The organism is Rhizobium sp. 10PS4 (genome assembly GCF_032464805.1).
Classification (GTDB): Bacteria; Pseudomonadota; Alphaproteobacteria; order Rhizobiales; family Rhizobiaceae; genus Rhizobium; species Rhizobium laguerreae.
Map to the genome: position 1 here is coordinate 1 of NZ_JAWDIW010000023.1, position 22,453 is coordinate 22,453.

General features: G+C 57.2%; 24 protein-coding genes and 1 pseudogene. 15 read left to right on the forward strand and 10 right to left on the reverse strand.

What is annotated here, in order from left to right; translation table 11 throughout:
• The 7 genes and pseudogenes from RWJ89_RS31805 to RWJ89_RS31835 form a co-directional block, all read right to left on the reverse strand.
• The coding region (locus RWJ89_RS31805; protein WP_003542090.1) for a hypothetical protein at positions 1-246 on the reverse strand (246 nt) is incomplete at its 3' end.
• 103 nt (positions 247-349) lie between these two features.
• Entirely contained in the window at positions 350-1,057 is a 708-nt protein-coding gene (locus tag RWJ89_RS31810; protein ID WP_131667019.1) for a TfuA-like protein, read from the reverse strand.
• Entirely contained in the window at positions 1,054-2,262 is a 1,209-nt protein-coding gene (locus RWJ89_RS31815; RefSeq protein ID WP_221942856.1) for a YcaO-like family protein, read from the reverse strand. The genes RWJ89_RS31810 and RWJ89_RS31815 overlap by 4 nt, the downstream gene beginning before the upstream one ends.
• A gap of 42 nt (positions 2,263-2,304) precedes the next feature.
• On the reverse strand, positions 2,305-2,517 hold the full coding sequence (locus tag RWJ89_RS31820; RefSeq protein ID WP_003561841.1) for a hypothetical protein: 213 nt from the start codon (positions 2,515-2,517) through the stop codon (positions 2,305-2,307).
• Positions 2,518-2,537: 20 nt separating this feature from the next.
• On the reverse strand, positions 2,538-4,385 hold the full coding sequence (locus RWJ89_RS31825; RefSeq protein WP_131667017.1) for a peptide antibiotic resistance protein: 1,848 nt from the start codon (positions 4,383-4,385) through the stop codon (positions 2,538-2,540).
• Between the two features lie 6 nt (positions 4,386-4,391).
• A complete protein-coding gene (locus tag RWJ89_RS31830; RefSeq protein WP_011653108.1) occupies positions 4,392-4,817 on the reverse strand; it encodes a helix-turn-helix domain-containing protein in 426 nt (141 codons plus the stop codon).
• Positions 4,818-4,989: 172 nt separating this feature from the next.
• Positions 4,990-5,187 (reverse strand): annotated as a pseudogene (locus tag RWJ89_RS31835) (class I SAM-dependent methyltransferase); the annotation flags it as partial.
• 124 nt (positions 5,188-5,311) lie between these two features.
• On the opposite strand from RWJ89_RS31835, the gene RWJ89_RS31840 reads away from it, so the two are divergent.
• Positions 5,312-6,202 carry a DUF6030 family protein gene (locus RWJ89_RS31840; RefSeq protein WP_221943248.1) on the forward strand — a complete coding sequence of 297 codons (891 nt, stop codon included), beginning with the start codon at positions 5,312-5,314 and terminating at the stop codon, positions 6,200-6,202.
• A 30-nt stretch (positions 6,203-6,232) separates the two neighbouring features.
• Here RWJ89_RS31840 and RWJ89_RS31845 read toward each other — a convergent pair whose 3' ends face one another.
• Positions 6,233-6,673 (reverse strand): hypothetical protein, encoded by a 441-nt coding sequence (locus RWJ89_RS31845; RefSeq protein ID WP_221942866.1) that lies wholly within the window; start codon positions 6,671-6,673, stop codon positions 6,233-6,235.
• Between the two features lie 139 nt (positions 6,674-6,812).
• Between RWJ89_RS31845 and RWJ89_RS31850 the strand changes: the two genes are divergently transcribed.
• From RWJ89_RS31850 to RWJ89_RS31915, 14 genes are all read left to right on the forward strand, one after another.
• The gene (locus RWJ89_RS31850) at positions 6,813-7,886 is read left to right on the forward strand and encodes an endo-1,4-beta-xylanase (RefSeq protein WP_168272591.1); all 1,074 of its coding nucleotides are present in this window, start codon (positions 6,813-6,815) and stop codon (positions 7,884-7,886) included.
• Positions 7,887-7,917: 31 nt separating this feature from the next.
• On the forward strand, positions 7,918-9,069 hold the full coding sequence (locus tag RWJ89_RS31855) for a glycosyltransferase (RefSeq protein ID WP_131665158.1): 1,152 nt from the start codon (positions 7,918-7,920) through the stop codon (positions 9,067-9,069).
• Complete coding sequence (locus RWJ89_RS31860) at positions 9,069-9,575, forward strand: acyltransferase (RefSeq protein WP_003542119.1); 507 nt, start codon at positions 9,069-9,071, stop codon at positions 9,573-9,575. Before RWJ89_RS31855 ends, RWJ89_RS31860 begins: the two co-directional genes overlap by 1 nt.
• Positions 9,572-10,474: an exopolysaccharide glucosyl ketal-pyruvate-transferase gene (pssM, locus tag RWJ89_RS31865; protein WP_222062021.1), complete on the forward strand. Its 903-nt coding sequence runs from the start codon at positions 9,572-9,574 to the stop codon at positions 10,472-10,474. The genes RWJ89_RS31860 and pssM overlap by 4 nt, the downstream gene beginning before the upstream one ends.
• Before the next feature lie 151 nt (positions 10,475-10,625).
• The gene (locus RWJ89_RS31870; protein ID WP_222062019.1) at positions 10,626-12,128 is read left to right on the forward strand and encodes a lipopolysaccharide biosynthesis protein; all 1,503 of its coding nucleotides are present in this window, start codon (positions 10,626-10,628) and stop codon (positions 12,126-12,128) included.
• Positions 12,129-12,158: 30 nt separating this feature from the next.
• Positions 12,159-13,190 carry a polysaccharide pyruvyl transferase family protein gene (locus RWJ89_RS31875; RefSeq protein WP_222062017.1) on the forward strand — a complete coding sequence of 344 codons (1,032 nt, stop codon included), beginning with the start codon at positions 12,159-12,161 and terminating at the stop codon, positions 13,188-13,190.
• A gap of 12 nt (positions 13,191-13,202) precedes the next feature.
• On the forward strand, positions 13,203-14,024 hold the full coding sequence (locus RWJ89_RS31880) for a galactosyl transferase (RefSeq protein ID WP_131665162.1): 822 nt from the start codon (positions 13,203-13,205) through the stop codon (positions 14,022-14,024).
• A gap of 83 nt (positions 14,025-14,107) precedes the next feature.
• Positions 14,108-15,052 carry a glycosyltransferase gene (locus RWJ89_RS31885; RefSeq protein WP_221998002.1) on the forward strand — a complete coding sequence of 315 codons (945 nt, stop codon included), beginning with the start codon at positions 14,108-14,110 and terminating at the stop codon, positions 15,050-15,052.
• 167 nt (positions 15,053-15,219) lie between these two features.
• Complete coding sequence (locus RWJ89_RS31890) at positions 15,220-16,188, forward strand: glycosyltransferase (RefSeq protein WP_221998004.1); 969 nt, start codon at positions 15,220-15,222, stop codon at positions 16,186-16,188.
• A gap of 91 nt (positions 16,189-16,279) precedes the next feature.
• A complete protein-coding gene (locus tag RWJ89_RS31895) occupies positions 16,280-17,254 on the forward strand; it encodes a glycosyltransferase (protein ID WP_222062027.1) in 975 nt (324 codons plus the stop codon).
• Positions 17,251-18,135, forward strand: coding sequence for a glycosyltransferase family 2 protein (locus RWJ89_RS31900; RefSeq protein ID WP_025395608.1), 885 nt, complete (start codon positions 17,251-17,253; stop codon positions 18,133-18,135). Before RWJ89_RS31895 ends, RWJ89_RS31900 begins: the two co-directional genes overlap by 4 nt.
• Positions 18,132-19,112, forward strand: coding sequence for a glycosyltransferase family A protein (locus RWJ89_RS31905; RefSeq protein ID WP_168284577.1), 981 nt, complete (start codon positions 18,132-18,134; stop codon positions 19,110-19,112). Before RWJ89_RS31900 ends, RWJ89_RS31905 begins: the two co-directional genes overlap by 4 nt.
• Positions 19,113-19,321: 209 nt before the next feature.
• Positions 19,322-19,780: a glucuronosyltransferase gene (locus tag RWJ89_RS31910; protein WP_011653119.1), complete on the forward strand. Its 459-nt coding sequence runs from the start codon at positions 19,322-19,324 to the stop codon at positions 19,778-19,780.
• A complete protein-coding gene (locus RWJ89_RS31915) occupies positions 19,777-20,253 on the forward strand; it encodes a glycosyltransferase (protein WP_017961662.1) in 477 nt (158 codons plus the stop codon). The genes RWJ89_RS31910 and RWJ89_RS31915 overlap by 4 nt, the downstream gene beginning before the upstream one ends.
• A gap of 42 nt (positions 20,254-20,295) precedes the next feature.
• Here RWJ89_RS31915 and RWJ89_RS31920 read toward each other — a convergent pair whose 3' ends face one another.
• Positions 20,296-20,991: an SGNH/GDSL hydrolase family protein gene (locus RWJ89_RS31920; RefSeq protein ID WP_168284611.1), complete on the reverse strand. Its 696-nt coding sequence runs from the start codon at positions 20,989-20,991 to the stop codon at positions 20,296-20,298.
• A gap of 147 nt (positions 20,992-21,138) precedes the next feature.
• On the reverse strand, positions 21,139-22,446 hold the full coding sequence (locus RWJ89_RS31925) for an HlyD family type I secretion periplasmic adaptor subunit (RefSeq protein WP_131639691.1): 1,308 nt from the start codon (positions 22,444-22,446) through the stop codon (positions 21,139-21,141).
• Positions 22,447-22,453: the final 7 nt, after the last annotated feature.

Genomic DNA, 22,453 nt, shown 5'->3' on the forward strand with positions numbered 1-22,453 from the left:
ATGACTTCTCACACTCACTTGCGGAACCGGAGAACTCAATTCAGCCAGTTCCCTGGTCAAACCCTCCCCCACCTCCTGCTTCACTGCCTCGAGCGCAAGGTCGAGGCAATTCGTCGCGAACGGGAGTTTGACATCCTGAGCGACCTGTCGCGCATAGGCGATCATCCGCGCCAACGCGACGAGCTCTTCCAGACCGTCTTCCGCCCCTTGGTCTGCATCTATCTTGACAACCGATGTCACGCCCATGCCCCATTTCTCCAATGAATTGAAGAAATGATACGCGTGTGGAGGTGATCCAGCCCGTGAAAAAAGCGTGACACAACCCTCGGTGACTATTGCCGATTTCAGTTCACAATGCAGGGCGCGTGGGGAATGAGGTGTTGTGCAGTTTCCAGGGCAGATCGGCAGTCGAGCGAATGTCGCGGACGTCCTGCACCACTTTCAATAATCCCAAGGCATCGATGCGTTTTTGATCGACGGCGTTCGACAGAAGTGTCGCCAGCAGTCGCTGACGATCCGGCTCGGCCAGCCCTGCACACTGCTCGACGACCGCCCGCCACGTTCGCTTCTTGAAGAATATCGCGCTTGCGGCATCGTCGAGCTGTTGGCGCAACCGACTTTCCAGCAGCCCGCGATCCTCCATCGCATCGAGCGTTGCGCTGACATTGACGAGCGGTACCGTCAGTGGCTTGCTGCCCAGCGCGCTCGGCGCGTGCGTGAGCGCGACGGCGGCATCGTCGACCAGCCGGCCGGTGCGATAGTCTTCGAAAATGCGGCCGATTCCGATCATGCCGAACGGATGACATTCGGCAGCGCGCAACGCGCCCATGCTTGCCGCCCCGAGAACCGCGACACCCAACGACAGAGCATGGAGAATTTCCTTGTGCCAGACCGGTGCGGCATATTCGAAGCCGCCGTCGATCAGGCCGATGACATTGGCACCCTGCTCCACCGCGGCCAGGACATCGCCTTGCGTGGCAGGCGGCAAGACGCGTATCCCCTCGCCGGCAAGCGACGCCGCATCGGGAAGACTGGGACCTGCGAAAATGAGCTTCAAAACCCTATTGCCCTGGCAAGCGCCCTCGTTCCAAACCGCCGGGCGCGCTCCCCCTCCGGATTTTCGAGCTCGGGAATGACAATCTTGACAACACTGAACGGAAGCGTGTTCTCGCTGAGGCGCACGGCGATCACCGAAACGATCCGCCTGTTTCTGAGCGCGTCGAGCACATGCTGCAGCAACTGCGCCAGATCCTGTTGCCGATGTCCTACCACCCCGTCACGGCCGATGGCGGCGGCGGGCGGGCCGGCAACCGCATCGAAGGCCTGTCGCAGCAGCGGCGGCAGGCGTCGTGAGAAAGTTACAGGCGAAATATCGTCCCTGGCTCCGCTGATATAGGTCAGACGGGATTGCACGGCTTCCGTCACCGCCCGAATGGCCGCGCGGACAGGAGACGGATGAGCCCCGGTACCGCCGGTCACCTCGACGAGGCGAATGTCCTCAAGCCTAATATCCCCGGCGCCGTGAATATCCCGGGGGCCCAGAAGGGGATTCCCAGGACCCAGCATGGCGGTGAAACAGGGGACCCCGATGTCGCTGGTGATATCGAAGAGCTTGAGCGCCAATCCCGAGGTTTCGATCTTGTCGATCAACCCGTCCAGGGCGCCGTCCTCAAAACCGCGGGGATCGGTGCAGCCGGCATAACGATCCGCTTCCGCGCCCACCTGCCACAACACATGGGCGTCACGCTCGATCCGCTCCAGAACCCCGTGAAAGATTGCCTCCTCGACATTGTTTCCCGAGGCTAGGCCATCCGACGACATCCAGTATCGCGCGTCACGTGTGCGGTCGAGCACCACCGCTTCAAAGGGGATATAGACCTCCTCGCCGTTGAGGATATTGACGCCGCAAACCCATTCCGTCTCCTCGTCCGGTCCGAGATCGGGTTTATGAAGAGCGGTCAGGCAGTTCAGCGCGTCGGTCTTGTGCCCCATTGCCTGCAGACGGGAAGAGGTGCCGCGGACGAGATCGACGGTGGGCTCGCCGGCGACCGCCCGTTCGAGGGCTTCCATGACGGTGGAAACTTTGGCATCGAGATCGGTCAGACCCTTTCCCTGGGCAATCACGATCGAGCGGGAATTCGGGGCGTATGCGCACCAGACCGGGATTCCGATATCATCCAGTCCGGTATGTCGCGCAACCCTGGTGATGCCGAATCCGGCCAAAAGAGGTTCGACGCGGGAAAGGGTTTCCCGCGGCGACATGACCCTGTCGGAATATATGGACCGATGCGTCAGAATGCCGGCTCAGCCGTCGACGTGACCGGAAAGGGCAACCTGCGCCGAGGAAACCGCGACGGCGAGGTCGACGCCCTTCACGAATGTGCCGCCGGCCTTGCGCAGGCCGTTTGCAGTCGCCAATTCCCCCGTCGGATTGAGAGGCTTGACCGTACCCGCGTCGAGATCGGCAAGCCAGAGACCCGCCTCACCAGGTATACCTATAATGACAGCTTTCGCCATGTAATGCCCCTCAGCTATTGTTAAAAACCGGCCTTCAGCAGGCCCTCTCGATAAAGCTCTTTTTGCCACTGTTCCTTGAAGGGAACGATGGCGAGCCACTTCTCGACGTCGAAGACCGGGTTGATGCTTTCGGCTCGTTGCCGATGGAATAGCGCCCGTTTTCGATCGCCGATCATTGCGCAACTGGCCGCGGCGATGCGATGGGCCGGCGCTTTGTCTTTCATCGCCTCGACATAGGCGATGGCCTCCTCGTACTGTTCCAGGAAGAAGCTCGCTCCCGCAGCGCACCAGAGGTAGGCGTCGGGCGCGATCGGATTGAGCAAAATCGCTTTTTTGATCTTAGCGAGCGCATCGCCGGGGCGGGATGCATGCACGAGCGTGTCGGCATGGCTGTAGATGACGTCGGCAAAATGCGGGCTGAGTTGTTCGGCCAGATCAAGTGCGGCGACACTGGCATCGACATCGCCGAGATAGAGTTTGGTGACGCCAAGCTCGCGATGGCCCGCCGCTGATGCCGGATCCCGCTCGATGGCCCGAAGCGCGTTCTGCTCCGCCAGATGCAGCAGCTCATTGTTTCCCTGCGCCGTCACGAGCCACTCGCTGGTGAAAGTTCTCGCCAGCCCGGTAAATGACGGAGAGAAATCCGCCTTGTGCGACAGCGACTGCTTGAAAGCTTTTCGGGCCCGGCGGATATGCGGCAATGTCAATTTGCTCATCAGGCTCGAGCCGACCAGATAGGCGTGATAGGCCTCAGGATTGGCCTCGAAGCGTAAGCGCTCTTCCTCGTTTTCAGCCAGTTCGCGGGCCACAGACATGGTCAACTGCTGCGCAATCAGCCGTCTCTGACGCGGCAATATATCGGGCGTCATCGTAAAGCGATTAGCCCAGATGATCTCGTCCGTGGGAAAATAAACCAGCTGGGCGAACAATCCCTCTTCGGAAAGCCGTGTATCCAGAAGATAGGCGATCGAGTGACGGGCGACCACGGCGGCCTTCTCGGAGTCACGGCGGATCTGGCCGGCCGTATGGGGCGCTACGATGGAAATGTTTCTGAGCGCGCAGAGTTCGATCGTGACGTCTTCGATCAGGGCGTTGGCAAGCGCAAGCCCGGCATCGGCATGTTTCGATGTCGGGGGAAGCAGCACCAGCCGAGGTAGGATCAGCGGCGCCTGCGATACGCGTTCGATATCGGCAGTTGTCTCACCGCCGGCCTCGGAACGCTTCACCTGCACCCTGGCATGGCCGTCGCCGTTCGGCAATCTCTCGCTGAGGGACGAACCGCCGGATAGTCGGTGCAGCAAGGCTCTGACCTGCTCGTCATTCGGATCCCGTTCGAGGATCTGCAGGGCGGCGCCGGAAATGGAGCGCGCAGCGCCGGGCTTTTGCGCATCCGGCAACGCATCCAGCAATGCCTGCCGCAATTGCAGCGCCTGAGCGTCCCGTTGCGCCCTGATCCACGCCTCTATCAGCTTTGTCGCTGGCTTGATATTTCCGATGAACCCACGCTGGGTCAGTTCGGCGATCGCGTTCAGCCGCTCCAGCGGCGAACCGCCGGCGCGAAAAATATCCAGATCGCTGGAAACCCCCTGCGTGTTGAGGCGAACCGTGTTGGCGGTGAAATCGAAGGGCATTTCGGCGCGTCCGCCGTCTGTCTCGCGGATGCGGGAAAGCAGTTTGCGCAGATTGAGCCGCGCCAGTTCGGGTTCGACGTCATTCCATAGAAACTGAGCCAATTCATAACGGCTGAGTTCATGGCTCGCGCCGGCATAGAGATGGGCCATCATCAACAGGCCCTTGATCGGATAGCGAACCGGGTCGCCATTCGTCTCGATCAACCGCAGATCGCCGAATGTCTGCAGGTGCACGATCCGTCCTCAGCTGTTCACAACCGAATCCTGCAGCTCACTGTCGCTGTCAGGCAATCCCGCGACTGCCAGGCTTTTGGCCAACGCCACCAGCTTTTGCCTGATATTCGGATCCTCGATGGCGATGAATGCCTTGTTGAGTGCCAGCCCCTCCTTCGAGGACAAAAAGCTGTTCAATTCATTCGTCGCGCCGTCGATCGGCCCGGAGCCGCCGTTCTCGAAGAAAAAGCCGACGGGCACGCGAAGAATCTCGGATATGCGCTGAAGACGGCTGGCGCCTATTCTATTCGTTCCCTTTTCGTATTTCTGGATCTGCTGGAAGGTAATGCCCAGAAGTTCGGCCAAGCCGTTCTGGGTCATCCCGAGCGTCTTTCGCCGAACGCGCACGCGGTTGCCAACATAGACGTCAATCGAATTCGGCGATTTAGCCTTCATGTGAATAAGTCTCCCGCTTGATCAGCACGCCCGGCTGTATAATGGAGAGTTTAAGCAAGAATGCAACTAAAAGTAAATATTTCCTAAGGTTTTTTTTCAGCAGCTCACTCAGTAAAAAACAACCTGTGGATTATCGCAGCGGCGCCATTTGGCGCGGGTGCACCCGCGCGCTCTATCGCGCACTTCGTAGCGGACGAATGCTATCCGAAATCGTTGCCGCTCCGACACCCTCTCTGAGAGGTTTTTGCGCAACGGCAATCATCGACTTGGCGAAAACCGGAATTCTTCCGACATACTCAAAACGAACATTGTCGAGGCCGGCATCCAGCAGCGTGCCCAGCGTGTTTTTCGACCAGAACTTGATATGCCCAATGACGAGGCACAAAGGTGCCCAATTGCCGCCAAGAAGCCAAAGATATTTAACGGATAAATGTATACTGCTGGATTTAGACAGCCCGATCGAAACCCCTTCTCGCGCGCCGGAGAAGACAAGCTTGCCCGATAATTCGTCGTCCGCATATGCAAAACAGCCGGTGGGGAAACCGCGGGTTCCCGTGGTCTTCTGGTTGCTGCTGACGATTTCCCTCTCGCTGGTCATGGGAACGGTGCTGCTTTCCAACAACATGAAACACTTAAAGACGGTTGGCCATTATTTTGGCTTCGATCTCTTTCCCCCGGAGGTCAGACCGCCTCCCCCCAAGGCCCTTCCCCGCCCGACACCACCGGCCACCTTCATGCTTCCATTGCATGTCATCGAACCGCCGGTGGTGCAGACCGCGTCGACTTTCCTGCGGACATGGCGGATATCCGGCGCCGCAATGTGTGCGGCGCTGCGCAATGCCGGCATCGAAACCAGCGATTGGGCGGCAGCGAGTTTCAACGCCGATACATTTGAATGCTTTTTCGAGCAGAGCGGCAAGCGGAAGAAGGATCAGCTCCCGAGCTCCATCTTCGTCATCGTTCGCGGCGACGCCGCCGGCACGATCAACAATATGCGCGTGAAAATCATCAATCCCGAGACCGATGAAAATGGCCAGCTCGATCCTGGCATTCTGCGAATTTTCGAAATCATGCTGCAGCAACCGCAATGGCTCGATTTTCACGAGACCCTGAACGCGATCAAGAATCTGAAGGACATCAAGGAAGACGGCTTCGGAGCCAGTATCGGCTTCACTCGCGAGGTACTCAATCCCGGGAATTACAACTTCACGCTCTCGCTGGATGCGACTTCAGGACCTCAGAAAAGTACCAGAAATTATTTTTCCGGCAGAAGATGGCTGCCGTTGCCGGACCCCGCAGTCGAGATCGACAGCGCGCAACCGGAATCAGTCTCCAAACCTTCCCATACCGAAACGCCGGCTGAAAGTCAGGAACATCGGCATTAGGTCTTCGGCTTCATGCCATGCACGGACTGATCACGCCATGTGACTCGCATCGTCGTGATGTCTGGCCATTATCTTGTAGAGCTCTTTCAAACTGTCCGCACTCGGCCGTTCGGTGCTGTCCCCACCCGCCAGACGCCAGACACGCTCGACATTGAGGTCCTGCGTGACTTGCGCAAGGTCTTCGTTCAGCGAGCGAATGACGATTTCCGATCGGTGCAACCGCCACGACATTCTGACCAGCGCTGCGGACGGGAGGGAAATGATGCCGATGATGCCGAGAACAAGGACCGCGAACTGCCAGTCATCGAGAACAGACAGACCGTTTCGAACGGTCGCCATAAAAAAAACGGCATTTTGAAATGCCATGTGAAAATAGCTCATCACATAGCTGGACCAATCTTCCATCACGAGCGCCCTCCCCGAGCGGTTTATATCTTGGAGTATGCTGAAAAGTCTAGCAGACACTGACAATATCCCCTGCCGGGAAAGTATATTTGAGGTTGTATTACTCTGCTGAATTGAACGCGAATCTCGTGATGGTTCGGTGCCGACGAGTCCGGCCTTTCAAATTCCACCGCGGACATGAAAAAAGCTAACAGTGAGAGATAGGATGAATAGAAGACGTTTCCTCGCCTCGGTTCCGCTCGCTCTGTTGTATGTCCGTACGGGCCAAGCCCTGGCACAGGTGCCTGCCGCTGCAGGGCTGCGCGTCCTTGCCGACAGCAAGTCGTTCCGATTCGGATCGGCAATCGACCTGCAAAACATCAACGATCCAATCGCTGCCGAGATCTACATCGACAACGTCAATTCGATAACGCTGCGAAACGAGCTGAAGTGGAATTCGACGGAAAAGAGACCGGGTGTTTTCAGCTTCGGCAGCGCCGACCGCATGGTTGCATTTGCACGAAAAAACAACATGAGGGTTTATGGCCACACGCTGATCTGGTATCGCGTCCCGGGCTGGGTGTCGGACATCACCGACGCAAAGACCATTCAGGCTACCATGAACCGTCATATAAAACAGGTTGTCACTCGCTATAAGAACTCGATAGATGCTTGGGATGTGGTGAACGAACCGTTGGAGTATGATGCACCGGATCTGCGGGATTGCGTTTTCCGACGCCTTCTTGGCGACGATTATATTCGTATGAGTTTCGACATGGCGCACCAGGCCAATCCGGGCGCGACGCTGGTGCTCAACGAAACGCATCTGGAGAAAAAATCCGACGTGTTCGAACAGAAGCGTGCGCGCATCCTGAAAATCGTCGAGGATCTCGTCGCCAAAAAAACGCCGATCAATGCAGTGGGTCTGCAGGCGCATTTCCGCCCCGGCCTCGACCGGATCGATCCGGAAGGAATGGGGCGCTTCTGCGCGGCGCTGAAGGACATGGGTGTCGGTGTTTTCATCACCGAACTGGATGCGTCCTGTCACTTCCTGAACCGCGACAAAGCCTTCACGCCGGCATCCTACGCCGATATTTTCAGCGAGGTGATCACTGTCGCGGCCGAACATGGCGACTTGAAAGGCGTGACGGTATGGGGCATGTCGGAAAAATACGGCGCGCCCGATGAGAAAGCGACCGATCCCGCTGCGGCTTGCACGAAGCGCGTTAATCTGTACGACGAAAGCAATGCGCCAAGAAGTGCGGTTGAAGGGATCCGGCGGGCAATAGAGGCGATGTGATGCACAAGACAACGGAGACGCAAACAGATTCATGAAAAAAGCCGTTATTTATGTGGAAAAATTTTTGCCTGCCAGCCAGGCATTTGTTCTCAACCAGGCGGTAGCGTTTCGTTCTTTCGAAGCTGAAATTCTTGCTGGCTCGCGAATTTCTTCGGCCCATACGAAAAAATCCACTGTTCCGGTTCATGACATCCGTCGGTCGCCCGTTGCACGGGCCGGTGAACTGCTTCTGAAAATCCCGCAGATCGGCCTTCCCTTCCTCTTTCCCGCGATCGGCAAAGCCGATCTCGTTCACGCCCATTTTGGCAAGAACGGGTATGTCATAGGTCCATTGGCACGTGCCGCCGGCAAGCCGCTGGTCACGACGTTCCACGGCTTCGACGCCACCTATCGCGGTGACCCGAAAAAGCCGGGTGGCTTCAATCAGGTGCGCTTCTTTGCCAAAGGCCGGAGCGAGATGGCCGGCTGGAACAGCTGGAACATCGCCGTTTCCGATTTCATCCGCGACCGGCTGCTGGCGCTCGGCTTTCGCGCCGAACGTGTCTATCGCCATCACATCGGCATCGATCTCGATCTCTTCAAAATAGAGCCCCGTCCGCGAAAAAAAGGGCTCGTGGTTTCAATTGCCCGCTTCGTCGACTATAAGGGCCATCGTTTCATGATCGATGCGCTTTCGCGTGTGGCTGCTGCCGGCACCCCTGTCGAATTTGTCATGGTCGGCCAGGGTCCCTTGAAGGAGGAAATCGAAGCACTGGCGCGTCGTTCCTTGCCAAGCGTCACGATCCATGAAAATCTGTCGCAGACTGAGATAAGAGACCTGCTCGCCAGTGCGGAGCTTTATCTCCATGGAAGCGTGACCCTCGACAATGGTCACGCCGAAGCTTTCGGCCTTGCCAATCTCGAGGCGGAAGCCGTCGGCACTCCGGTCGTCGCATTTCGCTCGGGAGGCGTGGGCGAAGCGATCGAAGAGGGGAAAACTGGTTATCTCGTGGAGGAGCGGGATGTCGCGGGAATGGCCGAGGCAGTCGGAAGGCTGCTCAACGACCAGGCTCTGTGGACAGCCTTTAGCGCGCGGGCACCGCTTCTGGTGGCCGAGCGTTTCGACTTACGTCGCCAAACGGGGATGCTCGAGGACTATTACAGTTCCGTGCTAGACGAATTTTCCAGCCGGGGTCGGACTTGATGGTGCAGACAGGAAAAAAGCCGAAGTGGGGACTGAATGTATTTCGGCCGCTGCGGAACAGCATTGTGACGGCCAAATGGCTCTACTATACGAAATTCTGGGGAATGGACATCGATCCGACGGCAAGCTTTTCCTTGAGCGTTCGTTTCGACAAGACCAATCCGAAGGGATTGCATATCGGCGCGGAAACTTACGTCGCCTTTGAGGCTGCGATTCTCACCCACGATCTCACACGCGGGCTCTACCTCCACACGAGGATCGGCAAGCGCTGCTTCATCGGCGCCCGCAGCATCATTCTGCCCGGCGTCGAGATCGGCGACGAATGTGTCATCGGCTCGGGCTCGGTGGTGACCAAGAACGTGCCGCCGCGCTCGCTCGTGGCGGGCAATCCGGCAAAGATTATCCGCAGCGACATCAAGATCATTTCGCGTTACGGACGCATGGCACGCGAAGACGAGACGGTCTCGCAGATCGTGACGCACCTGCCGACTGGAGAAGCACGATGAAGATGTTTGCCTACCGGGGGAAACACGAGAATTTTGGCGACGAACTGAACCATTGGCTCTGGGAGCGTCTGCTGCCCGGCTTCTTCGATGAGGACGAAAGCCAGCTCTTTCTCGGCATCGGCTCGATCCTCTACGACAATTTCGACCCGAACATGCAGAAGATCGTCTTCGGCTCGGGTTACGGCGGCTACACCAACCCACCGAAAGTCGACGGCAACTGGACCTTCTATTTCGTGCGTGGAAAGAAGACCGCCGAGGTCCTCGGCATCGATCCGAGCTACGCCATCGGCGATTCGGGCATCCTCACGCGCAGCTGCTGGGATGCGAAAAGCATCGAAAAGCGTTACCCGGTCTCCTTCATGCCGCACTACGAAAGCGCCATGTACGGCAGTTGGGATAAGGTTTGCGAACTCGCCGGCATTCACTATATCGATCCCCGCTGGTCGGTGGAAAAGGTTCTGACCGAAATCAGCGCATCGCATAAGGTCGTCTCCGAAGCGATGCATGGCTGCATTATATCAGATGCGTTACGCGTTCCCTGGCGGGCGATCCGGCCGATTGCGCCGGGCAATCGCGCCAAGTGGTATGATTGGGCGAGTGCGCTCGATCTGGAGATCGATTTCGATCCGATCGGCCCGTCCAACCTCGTTGAAGCAGGCGCGTCGCTGGCGCGGAAAAACACATACCTGTTGAAGAACATAACGTTCCGTCACCGCCGCATCCGGCAGCTGACCGGCAACTATGTCTTCGGCTCGACGATCAAAACTTTGCAGCGGGTGGCTGAAAAGCCGGGACAGCTCAGCTCCGACGAGGCTATCGTAAGAGCGCACGAGAAAATGCTGGTCGAGCTGGATCGGCTGAAGCAAGATTTTTCCAAGAAGGCGGTAAGCGCCCTGTGATGTCGCAAACCGGGTTTCCGACGAGGCAAGAAGGCATGATGCTTTCCGACGCTACCAACGCTCTTTGCTCCCGCAAGGGTAAGAGGCATTCTGGAGGGGCCTGCGCGCCCCTCAAATCGTCAATATCCCAGACCTCAGGAGCCGTTCGCCCATGAGCAGCGTTACCGACCGATTGATTCGGGGTAGCATGTGGCTGAGTCTGTCCCGTGCCATCGTCAACGGGCTTTCGGCACTCAGCACCTTTGTGCTCGCCTGGTACCTCGTGCCGGCTGATTTTGGTCTCGTCGCCATTGCAACGACGATCCAGGTCATCTTGAGTTCGGTGACCGAACTCTCGCTCAATCAGGCACTTATCCGCCACGAGTCTCCGAGCGAAACTCACTTCAGCGCGGTGTGGACGTTGAGCGTGACAAGAAGCGCGGCATTGGCGCTGCTGTTTGCCGCCGCGTCCTATCCGATCGCCGAGTTTTATAACGAGCCGCGGCTGACGAGCGTGATGCTTGCCTTGAGTTTCAGCCTACTTCTGAGTGGCCTCGCCAACCCACGCCGCGTCATGCTCCAGCGCGATCTGATATTCTGGCAGGAGTTCGTACTCAACGTCTCGCAAAAGCTTGTCGGCTTCGTGGTGACGGTGGCAATTGCCGCGATCTACCAGAGCTATTGGGCTCTCGTTATCGGCACGCTCGCCTATCAAGTGACCAATATCATCGTTTCCTACACCGTTCTGCCGTTCTGGCCGCGCATAACCTTCCGGCATGCACGCGAACTGTTTTCCTTCTCGCTCTGGCTGACGGCAGGGCAGATTGTCAACACGCTGAACTGGCGGATCGAATATCTGCTGATCGGCAAGATGCTGGGCGCCACGCAGCTTGGCCATTATACCGTCGGCAACACTCTTTCGACGCTGCCGACGCGCGAGGCCACGGCACCGTTGAACCAGACCATTTATCCAGGCTTTTCAAAGGTCCGCAACGATCCGGTCCGGCTTGTCGCAGCTTATCAGCGGGCGCAGGCGCTGCTGGCGGCGGTGGCGCTTCCGGCCGGTATTGGCATGGCTGTCGTGGCTGATCCGATGATGAGGCTTGCCTTGGGAGAGAAGTGGGTTCCTGCGATCTTCATCGTGCAGGCGCTTGCATCGGTCTTTGCCCTGCAGACCCTCGGCTCGCTCGTCCAGCCTCTGGGCATGGCAAAGGGCCATACCAAGATGCTGTTCATCCGCGATACGCAGATGCTGGTGGTTCGCATTCCGATCATCATCGCCGGCTTGATGATGTACGGTCTTCCGGGCGTCGTTTATGCACGCGTGTTGACCGGCCTGATTTCCACCGTGGTCAACATGCTTCTCGTCAAGCGCTTGATCAAGCTGCCATTCTTCCGGCAGCTCGCAGCAAACTTCCGCGCGCTTGCCAGCGTCGCCTTGATGGCCGCCGGGATCTGGGGATTGTCGAATATTCTCAGCATGCCAACCGACAAGCTGCACTTGGCCCTTCATCTCGCCGTTCTGGTTATCACCGGCGGCATCATCTATGTCGGATCGAGCTTTGTTCTTTGGCTTGCGATGAAGAAGCCGGACGGCCCAGAAACCGAAGTTCACCGCATTATTGTCAAGTTCCTGTCAAAAGCAAAACGTATTGCCGTACCCAAGTCGGCCTGAAGCTAAACGAACATCAACAAGAGAGGCAGAATGACCAGCCAATCCAGATCGGAGCTGATCGCAAAACTCAATGGCATGATCCATGATTGCCTGAAGGACTACGTCTCGCGCGACGAACCGCTTGCGATTCTCGACTTTCCCGACATCCGCAATTGCGGCGACTCGGCAATTTGGTTAGGGGAGATGGCCTATCTCAAGGATCGCTTCGGCAAGCGCCCGGACTATGTTTCGAGGCTGTACGACTTCTCCGCCGACGAACTGAAACGGCGGGTACCGACCGGCCCGATCTTCATTCACGGCGGCGGCAATTTCGGCGATATCTGGGTTGCCCACCAGGATTTCCGTGAAGCCATCATGGAGCGTTTCCCGGATCGGCAGATCATCCAGTTCCCGCAGTCGATCCACTACAGTTCGCCTGAGCGCATCGAGCAATCCAAACGGGCAATCGGGCACCACAAGAATTTCGTGCTGCTCGTGCGCGATGAAGAATCGAAGGAGTTTTCCGAGAAGCACTTCGACTGCACCGTACGACTATGCCCCGATATGGCTTTTGCCATCGGCCCGCTTCCGGAAAGGGCGACACAGATTCCTGTCCTCGCCATGTTGCGCGAGGACGCGGAACGGGTTAGCGGTACCGATCGGAAGGTCCCTGCCGATATTCCTGTGGAAGACTGGATTACCGAGTCGAAACGGAAGGTGGATATCGCCAAGAAGTTGGGGGTAGCTTCGGCTTATCTCGCATTGAAGCCGAGCGAAGTTGCCTTGCGCAGGCTTGACGCTGCGGCACACAACCGCTTCGAGCGCGGCATCAGTCAGATTTCGCGTGCCCGCGCAATCGTGACCGATCGCCTGCACGTCCATATCTGCTCGCTGCTGCTCGGCCGCCCGCATGCCGTACTGGACAACAGCTATGGAAAGATTCGCCGCTTCATGAATGCATTCTCCGGCGGAACCGACCTTTCATATAAGGCAACCTCGCTCGAGGACGGAATCGAGTGGGCGCGTGTTCAGGCGGCCAAGGGGCGTGTCGATCAAAAAGAAGCTGTGAGCTTGCGGGCTTAAGGGGGTCATTCAATGCCACTTGTCACCTTCATTATCCCGGTCCGACATCAGGACAATGCCCGCGACTGGAGCAGGCTGAAGGCAAATCTGACCCAGACCGTGGCTTCCATTTCCAACCAGACCAATGGGGACTGGCGCGGCATCATCGTGGCAAACGAAGGTGCCGATCTGCCTGACCTGCCGGAAAAATTCTCCGCCCTGCGTGTCACCTTTCCGCCGAACGACCTGCATGAGCTTGGAAAGGGCAGCAAGGAAGACTTCCTTGATGCCTTCCGGGCAGACAAAGGCCGTCGCGTTCTGAGCGGCATGTTGAACGCCGCCGACAGTCGCTTCTTCATGATTGTCGATGACGACGATTTCGTTAGTTCGCGAATCGTTCAACACGTGTCCGAAAATCGGGACGCCAACGGATGGACGATCGACCATGGTTATATCTGGGACGATGGCGGCAACTTCCTGTTTGGCCATGACGACTTCAGCCATCTCTGCGGTACCTCATTGATCATTCGTACCGATCTCTACGAACTGCCGACCCGCTTTGAGGATGCTTCGCTCGACTGGATCAAGTCGATGCTGGGCAGCCATGTCCGAATAGCGGATATTCTTGCGCAACGGGGAGCGCCGCTCACGAAGCTTCCCTTTCGCGGGGCGGTCTATCGGGTCGCCCACGGCGGATCGCATAGTCAGGCACCGAGCCTGCTGCAACAGTATTTCCTGAACCGCGGCGTACTCACCAAACCGCGGCGATGGTTGCGCAATCTTCGTAGGCTGAGGATACTCGGCGAGGGTCACAGGCGCGAGTTTTTCGGTAAGACTCGGTCGAACCCCGCGTAAGCGCCGATCCCATTCGAACATCGCACAGGCGGTCAAAATATGAAGATCTTCTCTTTCGAGTTCACCAAGAGGGTTGTTAACTGATGTCGGATCTATTGGTCAGCGTGCTCTTTTCATCCTACAATGGCGCCAGCCGCCGGCTGCGCCATACTTTGGATTCCTTGGTGCGCCAGGAGCTTCCCCATGATCGGTGGGAACTGATAGCTGTCGACAACAATAGCAATGACGGCACGTTTGATCTTTTGGAAACCTATAGCGACAAGCTTCCCATCACCATCCTGCAGCAGCGCAAGCCGGGAAAGTCCGGCGCGCTGAATATGGCCTTGGATCGGGTGAAGGGGGATCTCGTCGTCTTTACGGACGACGATGTTCGTGCCGAACCGAACTGGCTGAAAGCGATCGTCGACTGCGCCGCAGCCCATCCGAGTTATGGCGTCTTCGGCGGCAGAATCGTCCCTGAATGGGAGAAAGAACCAAAAGACAGGTTTATCGAATGGATTCCGATGGGATCCACCTTTGCGATAGTCGATGACACCCAAAGCGGACCGTGTGACCCGACGAAAGTCTGGGGCCCGAATACGATCGTCCGGCGAGAGCTGCTCGGAACAAGCGTGCGCTACCGCGAAGATATCGGTCCTCTTCCCGGAAAGATTTTTGCCATGGGTGAAGATGCGGAAATCATCATTCGCCTGGCGGCCAATGGCGCCAAGTCCTATCGATGCGCCGAGGCCGTGGTCCATCATTGGATTCCGGCATCGAGCGTGACGGAGGATTGGGTACAGAAAAGAGGCGAGCGGCTTGGCTACGGCATGCCGGCGCTCTTTCCCGACGAGGTGCCTGGAGGGGTGAGGTTAAGCGGAGTTCCGCTTCCGACTTGGATCGAAAGCGCACAATGGGCTTGCCGGGCAGCAATGCTTTATCTCATGCCGCGATCGAAGAAACGTTTTTGGGCGATCTGGAAATATTACTACATGCGCGGCTATCGCGCCGGAATTCGCCGATACGTTTCTCAGACGATGACACAGTAATTCATTGCCGAGGAGGCAGTAATTTAAAATCTACGGTGCCCATCGGCAATTTATGGCAGTATGCGGCCACGCAGCGACAGCGTTCTATGGCAGGCCAAGTCATCGGTAAGGCGTGACCCAATCCGCACTGGGGAGCGATCAGACCAAAATGAGGTCCGGAGCATCAAATGAGCAAAGTCAAGGTCACAATACTGTTCTCAACTTATAACGGCGAGAAAACCCTGCCAACGATGCTTGACGCACTATGCGCTTCGACCCTACCGAAGGAAGAATGGAAAATCGTCGCGGTCGACAACAACAGCAGCGACAACACTGCATCAGTCTTGAATTCCTTTAAGGCGCGGCTTCCACTGGAAGTTTATTTTGAGCTAAAACAAGGCAAACAACACGCATTGACTTCGGGCTTCCGCCATCTGGAGGGTGAACTCGTCATTTTAACCGATGACGACGTCATTCCCGCGCCGGATTGGATCGAGCAGTTTCTCACCTTGGCGGATCAGCAGCCACAGTTTGCCATATTCGGCGGCCTAATAACGCCCGAATGGGAGGAAAGGCCGGCATCGTGGCTCATCAAATACGGGCATCTGGGGATTCTTTATGCGCTAAATGACGGTTTACCCGAGGGGCCGATTTCAGCGGCATTGATATCTGGGCCGAATTCGGCCTTCCGTCGTTCCATTTTAGGATCCGGTTATATCGTTCACGACGGCCTCGGCCCGGATGCCACTGTCGCTCAGTTCCCCATGGGTGAGGATACTGCTTTCGCTCTCAGGTTGGAGAAGAATGGAGCCAAGGCTTTTCACTCGCGACGTCCCAGGGTTCGGCACATTGTCAGGAAGGGCTATGTGAACGAAGGCTGGGTTTTGCGGCGCGGCGAGCGCTATGGCATGGGCTTGGTTATCGTTCGGCCGGACCTCTTCGACAGCAAAACGAAAATTGGCGGTCTGCCCATCGCTAGCGCATTGAGATGGCTTCTGATGGTGCCGGCCAGCGTTGTCGTCAAGAGATTTCCGCCAAGCGGCGTTCGCTTCAAATTGCTCTGGGCGCAGTCGGTGAGACACGGGATCCTGCGCCAATTTCTCAAGCAGCGATCTACGATGAATAAAACGATCTACTCTCAGGTCGGTGCCAAATGACGAAAGTACTAAACCGCGGCATCGACAGGAAGTGCTCCAACTGCGGAGGCAGCGGGCAGGATTTTCGCGCGTCAGGAGGCGAGTGGGTTTGATGACGGATCCGAGAATTAGTGTCATCTTTTCGTCCTTCAACGGCGCCAGCAGACGGCTTCAACAGATGCTGGATTCGATGTTGGGGCAAACCCTTCCAGTCGAACAATGGGAACTGATTGCCGTCAACAACGCCAGTAAAGACGAAACACAGGAGCTTCTCGATCAATATGCAAAGAAGCTTCCAATTGTTGTTGTTAATCATACCCGCCCAGGCAAATCAGGCGCTATGAACGCAGCTCTGGCGATCGCTCGAGGAGCGCTGATCGTTTTTACGGACGACGACGTCGAGGCAGATGCGAACTGGTTGAGTTCGATCGCTGCATGCGCGGAGGCGAACCCGGATTTCGGCGTTATCGGCGGCCGAATTCTTCCAAATTGGGAGCATTATCCCCATGGGGATCCGCTGTTGGACTGGATTCCCATGGGATCAACCTTCGCCATAGCCGACCAGGAATCCAGTGGCCCATGCGACCCGACAAAAATTTGGGGTCCGAACACGACTGTGCGTCGCGAATTGCTTGGCAGCAATATTCGATTCCGCGAAGATATCGGGCCGCTTCCAGGAGGTCTTTTCGCAATGGGAGAGGATACGGAAATCGTCAGCCGCCTATCCCGAAGCGGCGTGAAAACCTGTCGGTGCGCTGAGGCCATTGTTCATCACTGGATTCCAGCCTCTAGCGTGACAGAGGCTTGGGTACAGAAGCGTGGGGAACGTCTTGGCTATGGAATGCCAGCGCTCTTCGCCGAGGATATTCCAAAAGGTATAAGGATCGGGGGAATACCCTTAAGAACCTGGATCGAGAGCGCCAACTGGGCGATTCGGGCAGCCCTCCTTTATCCGTTGCCGCGATCAAAGAAGCGGTTCTGGGCCATCTGGAAGTACTATTACATGCGTGGCTACCGCGCCGGACTTCGCCGATACGCACCGGCAGTAAATCATTCTGGTCGACTAGCGCAGGAGGTGGTGCATTGAAATTATCGGTGCTTATCAACAATTTCAATTACGGCCAGTATTTGCGCCCATGCATCGACAGTGTTCTGTCGCAGGTCTATCCCGATTTCGAAGTGATCGCGGTCGACGATGGCTCCACCGATGATTCCCATGAGATTCTTGCTTCCTATGGCGAGCGGATCCTGACCGTCTTGAAGGAAAATGGCGGCCAGGCCTCGAGCTTCAATGCGGGTTTTGCGGCCGCAAGCGGCGATATCCTCTTTCTCCTCGATGCCGATGATGCGTTTTTGCCGGGCAAACTCGCGCGCATCGCCGAGATCTACGATCGCAACGAGATCGACTGGTGCTTCGACCGCGTGACGACCAATGAAGACGACCAGCCTCCCGCGGAGCTGCAGGTGACGCTGTTCGACAAGCGGGACACGCTGCGCAAAGGCGGCTTTCCCTCGCTTCCGGTGCCGACCTCCGGCTTGAGCTTCCGCCGCGAGCTGCTGTCCCAGATCCTGCCAATGTCTGTCGCGAAAGACGTCGTCCTCAGCGACAATTACATCAAATTTGCAGCCGCCTATCTGGGTCGCGGCGCCATCGTCGAAACACCGCTGACCTTTCAACGCATTCATGCCTCGAACCGCTATACGGGCACAAGCAGGGCAAAAACACTGCGCCCGCGGATCATGATCGCGACAGGATTGGAACTGGCACGCCGCTATGACGGCCTCCAGGCACTCGGCAAGAGCCTCGTGGCCGGCGGAATTGCCGAAACGACATCGCTTCTGAAGCTCCCGAGCGAAGCTCGCAACACAGTGGCCGGCGGTCCGTTCGGCGATGCTGCCGCGACCGAAGTGGCCTTGATGGCGGCGCGCAAGCGTTTGGGAAATATGCTGCGGAGAGGACAGTCATGAATCAGCAAGAGACTTTTCCGCATTCATCCGTCGGCACAGAAGCAGGCGCCGCACCGCTGAAGATTGCCGTCGGTGTGCTGACCTATCGGCGCCTCGACGGGATCGCCAAGCTGCTTGACGTCATGACCCGCCAAATCCGGCATCCGGACCGTCCCTATCATCTCACCATGGTGATCGTGGATAATGACGCGGCCGGCAGCGCGAGGACCACGGTAGAGAGCTTTGGCCAAACAGGTGCCTACGACCTGATCTACGTCATTGAACAAAACCAAGGCATACCCTTTGCACGCAATCGCGCACTGGACTCGGCACCTCCAGGCACTGACCTCTTCTGCTTTCTCGACGATGACGAATGGCCCGTCGACGGCTGGCTGGATGCGATGCTGGAGACACGGGAGAAAAACCGCGCCGATTGCGTCTATGGCCCCGTCCAACCGGTCTATCCGGAAAACCCACCGGAATATTTCATCAAGGCAAGAGTGTTCGAGCGCAAGAAGAACAAGGACGGTCGACGCATTTCTTATGCGGCCTCGAACAACGTCATGTTCGACTATCCCCTGATCCGCTCCTGGAACCTGCGTTTTGAAGAGAAGATGCGCTTCACCGGGGGCACGGATTACCTTTTCTTCAACCAAGCCATCCGCCGGGGCATGCAGGTCTTCTGGGCTGACAAGGCGCTTGTCCATGATATCGTTCCGGCCAGCCGGATGACCTGGAAATGGGTGTTGCAAAGACAATACCGGCTCGGCAATACCTTCGCAGTCAGCGAGGTGCTGCACGGCAACCTGAAGCGCCGGATCTACCGAGCGGCCTATGGCGCCACGAGAGTCATGCTTGGGCTGGCCATGCTGCCGGCGATCCTGATTTCACCCTATTGGGGCATGCGTGCCCTCACCCATGTTCTGCGCGGCGCGGGCATGGTTAACGGGATTCTCGGACATGCATATCAGGAGTACAAACCCAATGCCGCTCACTGATCATTTGCGGGGACGCGCTGGGATAAGATTTGGCCGTTATGCTGTTTCAGACGAAAACATCATGCGTAATTGCCGGTTTATCAACTTCATGGCTTCAACCAACCGGGCCAGAAATGGTACACTTCTACTGAACTATCGTGACACAACCGCTGTTCGAACAGAACGGTTTTCGCCCTTATCCATCGGTCAAATATAGGAGATGCCTGTCTATGACTGAGAAAAAATTGAAGGTTCTCGCTGCCTCGTCAGGAGGCGGCCACTGGGAACAGCTGATGGCCATGCGCGGCGCGTTCGAGGGCTGCGATATCGTCTTTGCAACGACCATTCCGGGACTGCTTGCAAAATACGACATTCGCGGCGGACTAGTCCTTCCCGATTGCAGCCGCGACTCGATTACCATGTCGATCCGGTGCTTTTTCACCGCCTTTTCCATCGTCATCAAGCACAGGCCCGACGTCATCATCTCGACCGGTGCCGCACCCGGGCTTTTTTGCCTGCTGGCCGGCAAATTGACGGGCAAGCGGACGATCTGGATCGATAGCGTCGCCAATGTCGAGAAGCTGTCTCTATCGGGTAAACTGGCCGGCCATATTGCGACGCTCTGGCTCACGCAATGGCAACATCTGTCGAGGCCGGATGGCCCCCATTACGCAGGAGCTGTCCTTTGATCCTTGTCACCGTCGGAACGCAACTGCCGTTTGATCGCCTCGTCAAGGCTGTCGACACCTTCGCAAACGAACTGTCGAAACCGGTTCTGGCGCAGATCGGCAAGGGCACCTACACGCCACAGAATATGAAATGGATCAAGAATATCGAGCCCAAGGACTTTGACAACGTCTTTCGCGATGCAAGTGTCATCGTCTCTCATGCGGGAATTGGCACCGTGCTTACGGCCAAGCGTTTTGGAAAGCCGATCATTCTCGTTCCCCGACAGGCGGCTCTTGGCGAGCACCGAAACGATCATCAGCTCGCCACGGTGAGCCAACTCGTGGGCCGGCCGGGCATCTATGTCGCACACACCGATGACGATCTCCGGAACTATCTGCTCGAAGAGCTGGATAGCCCATCTCACGAAGATTCGTCGGAAGCCGGTCGGGCTTCACTGGTCACCTACCTGAAAAACTATATTACGGCAGTCTGACCCCGAGAGCCGTCATAGCCTCTGACGCTTACGAGCGAATTTTCATTCTCCGCAATTGTTACCGGCGATACGTTTGACAAGCTCAGGAGCAATGATTTTGGAGGCTATGTCGGGCAGAGGATGCACGCCATCAGGAATTGCCGTGGCCAGATCATCCGGCGTCAGGCGCTCCCAATTGGGCCGGTGGTCGACAAACTCCAGACCACGTTTTTGCGCCTCCGCCTCATGTGCGGAGACATAACTGTCGACAAAGGGACGGATCAGCCCACGCAATCCTGAAAACGGATTCATGGCCATGACGATGATCCGCGCTTGCGGCAGGCGCTGCTGGAGTTGGTCGAGGATGTCGCCAATATTCTTTCGGCTTTGCGCAAGCGACACGAACCGATGCAATGTCGCATCATTGGCGTAGAGCTCAATCAGGATGATATCCGGCTGCTCGGCAACGACGCGATCGATCTGGGTCAGAGCCCACAGTGACGTTTCACCGCTTTTTGCAACGCTCTCGATCTTCACCGGCTTCTGCAGGCAGGCTGCAAGCTCCGTCTCAAGGGCAGGCTGCCACCCCCCCCGCGCCGTCAAGGATGTTCCGAAGGCCACTATTTTCAGCGGCACGGGACTATCGGCATAGCCGTTCCTGACCGCCGAAAGCATCAACAGACACGCCAGAAACAGAACCAGTCCATAGGCCGGTCGCCTCTCAGTCGGCACCGCTCGCCAAAACTGCAAACATATCATGAGGAGACCTTGCAGCAGGCTTGAGACAATTTCGTGAAATGGCCGCGCATGCCTGTTCGAGCAATGCGAAACCATCCAATCCCCCTGGCGGATGACAACGGCAGCTTTGAAACGTCGGAGCTCTTAACGGCGTGAAACAGCCGCCAATCACTCCTGGCGAAATACGTGCTGCATCTGATCGGTCAGCGGCTTCGTCAGATAGGATATCACGGTCCGATCGCCGATCTTGATGAAGACCTCCGCCGGCATGCCGGGATAGAGTTTTATCGTCTTCAATTTGGCAATGCTTTCAGCTTTCGGCTTGACGCGCAGGGGATAGTAGCTGATGCCCGTGCGCTCATCCTTGACGATATCGGGCGCGATCGAGGTAATCTCACCGGCCACATCAGGCGTCGTGCGTTGATCGAAAGCGCTGAAACGCACATCGACTGACTGGCCGACATGAACCTGATCAATATCGCGGGTGGCGACTTTCGCCTGGACCGTAAGCTCGTTATTTTCGGGAACGACAAGCATCAACGTCTGACCGGGATCGATGACACCATTGACGGTGTGAACCGAAAGTTCGTGAACTCGCCCAGTCAACGGTGCGGTAATGTCGAGACGGTGCAGCTGATCGACTGCGGTTCCGCGGCGTTCTTCATATTCGGCGATCTGCGCCTCGACGTCGGTCAGGTCCTTTGCAATCTCCGAACGACGATCCTCATCCAGCTGGATCGACTGGCGATCGATCTCGATTGCCTTACCCTCGGCCTCCGCCTTAGCTGCGATTTCCTGGCCGCTGTTGCCCTGGAGATCGGCGCGGGCGCGCTTGAGCGTATTCAAACGCTGAAGCGTGACGAGGCCCTTCTTGTAGAGCGTATCAATGCCCTCGAGCTCCTGTTCGATCAAGCCCAAGGCATCGTTGGTGGCATTGATCTGAACGACCAACCCCTTTACCTGCTCGCCCAGTTGGTCCTTGCGCGATGCCAACTGGCTCTTCATTCCGATAAGCGCCGTCCTGCGACTGTCGAACAACTTCTGCTCGCCATCGAGAAGCTTCTCTGCAGAGGTGCTGGATGTCAGATCCCTGATGTTTTCCTCGACCTCGAACGAATCTGCGCCGATTCGTTCCGCCTTCAGACGGGCGCGGCGCGCATAAAGCTGAGCGAGCGTGCTTTCCACAATCGAGAGATTCGCTCTCGTCGTCGTCCCATCGAGCCGTATCAGCACCTGCCCGGCCGTCACATGGTCGTTTTCGGAAACCAGCAATTCCGACACGATACCACCTGTCAGGTGCTGGACCTTCTTGACATCGCCGTCGACGACGATCACGCCCTCGCCGATGACTGCGCTCGAAAGCTCTGTCGTCGCCGCCCAACCGCCAATGCCGCAAACGAGGGCTATCGACAGCACACCGACAACGGCAACATGCCGATTGAGGGAGCGTTTCGATTCACTGATAACTTTACTCACGATCTTC

Coding starts and splice junctions, on each gene's coding strand:
- RWJ89_RS31815 (WP_221942856.1), bottom strand. CDS start 2,262: ATGTCGCCGCGGGAAACCCTTTCCCGCGTCGAACCTCTTTTGGCCGGA.
- RWJ89_RS31820 (WP_003561841.1), bottom strand. CDS start 2,517: ATGGCGAAAGCTGTCATTATAGGTATACCTGGTGAGGCGGGTCTCTGG.
- RWJ89_RS31830 (WP_011653108.1), bottom strand. CDS start 4,817: ATGAAGGCTAAATCGCCGAATTCGATTGACGTCTATGTTGGCAACCGC.
- RWJ89_RS31850 (WP_168272591.1), top strand. CDS start 6,813: ATGAATAGAAGACGTTTCCTCGCCTCGGTTCCGCTCGCTCTGTTGTAT.
- RWJ89_RS31855 (WP_131665158.1), top strand. CDS start 7,918: ATGAAAAAAGCCGTTATTTATGTGGAAAAATTTTTGCCTGCCAGCCAG.
- RWJ89_RS31860 (WP_003542119.1), top strand. CDS start 9,069: ATGGTGCAGACAGGAAAAAAGCCGAAGTGGGGACTGAATGTATTTCGG.
- pssM (WP_222062021.1), top strand. CDS start 9,572: ATGAAGATGTTTGCCTACCGGGGGAAACACGAGAATTTTGGCGACGAA.
- RWJ89_RS31870 (WP_222062019.1), top strand. CDS start 10,626: ATGAGCAGCGTTACCGACCGATTGATTCGGGGTAGCATGTGGCTGAGT.
- RWJ89_RS31875 (WP_222062017.1), top strand. CDS start 12,159: ATGACCAGCCAATCCAGATCGGAGCTGATCGCAAAACTCAATGGCATG.
- RWJ89_RS31880 (WP_131665162.1), top strand. CDS start 13,203: ATGCCACTTGTCACCTTCATTATCCCGGTCCGACATCAGGACAATGCC.
- RWJ89_RS31885 (WP_221998002.1), top strand. CDS start 14,108: ATGTCGGATCTATTGGTCAGCGTGCTCTTTTCATCCTACAATGGCGCC.
- RWJ89_RS31890 (WP_221998004.1), top strand. CDS start 15,220: ATGAGCAAAGTCAAGGTCACAATACTGTTCTCAACTTATAACGGCGAG.
- RWJ89_RS31895 (WP_222062027.1), top strand. CDS start 16,280: ATGACGGATCCGAGAATTAGTGTCATCTTTTCGTCCTTCAACGGCGCC.
- RWJ89_RS31905 (WP_168284577.1), top strand. CDS start 18,132: ATGAATCAGCAAGAGACTTTTCCGCATTCATCCGTCGGCACAGAAGCA.
- RWJ89_RS31910 (WP_011653119.1), top strand. CDS start 19,322: ATGACTGAGAAAAAATTGAAGGTTCTCGCTGCCTCGTCAGGAGGCGGC.
- RWJ89_RS31920 (WP_168284611.1), bottom strand. CDS start 20,991: ATGATATGTTTGCAGTTTTGGCGAGCGGTGCCGACTGAGAGGCGACCG.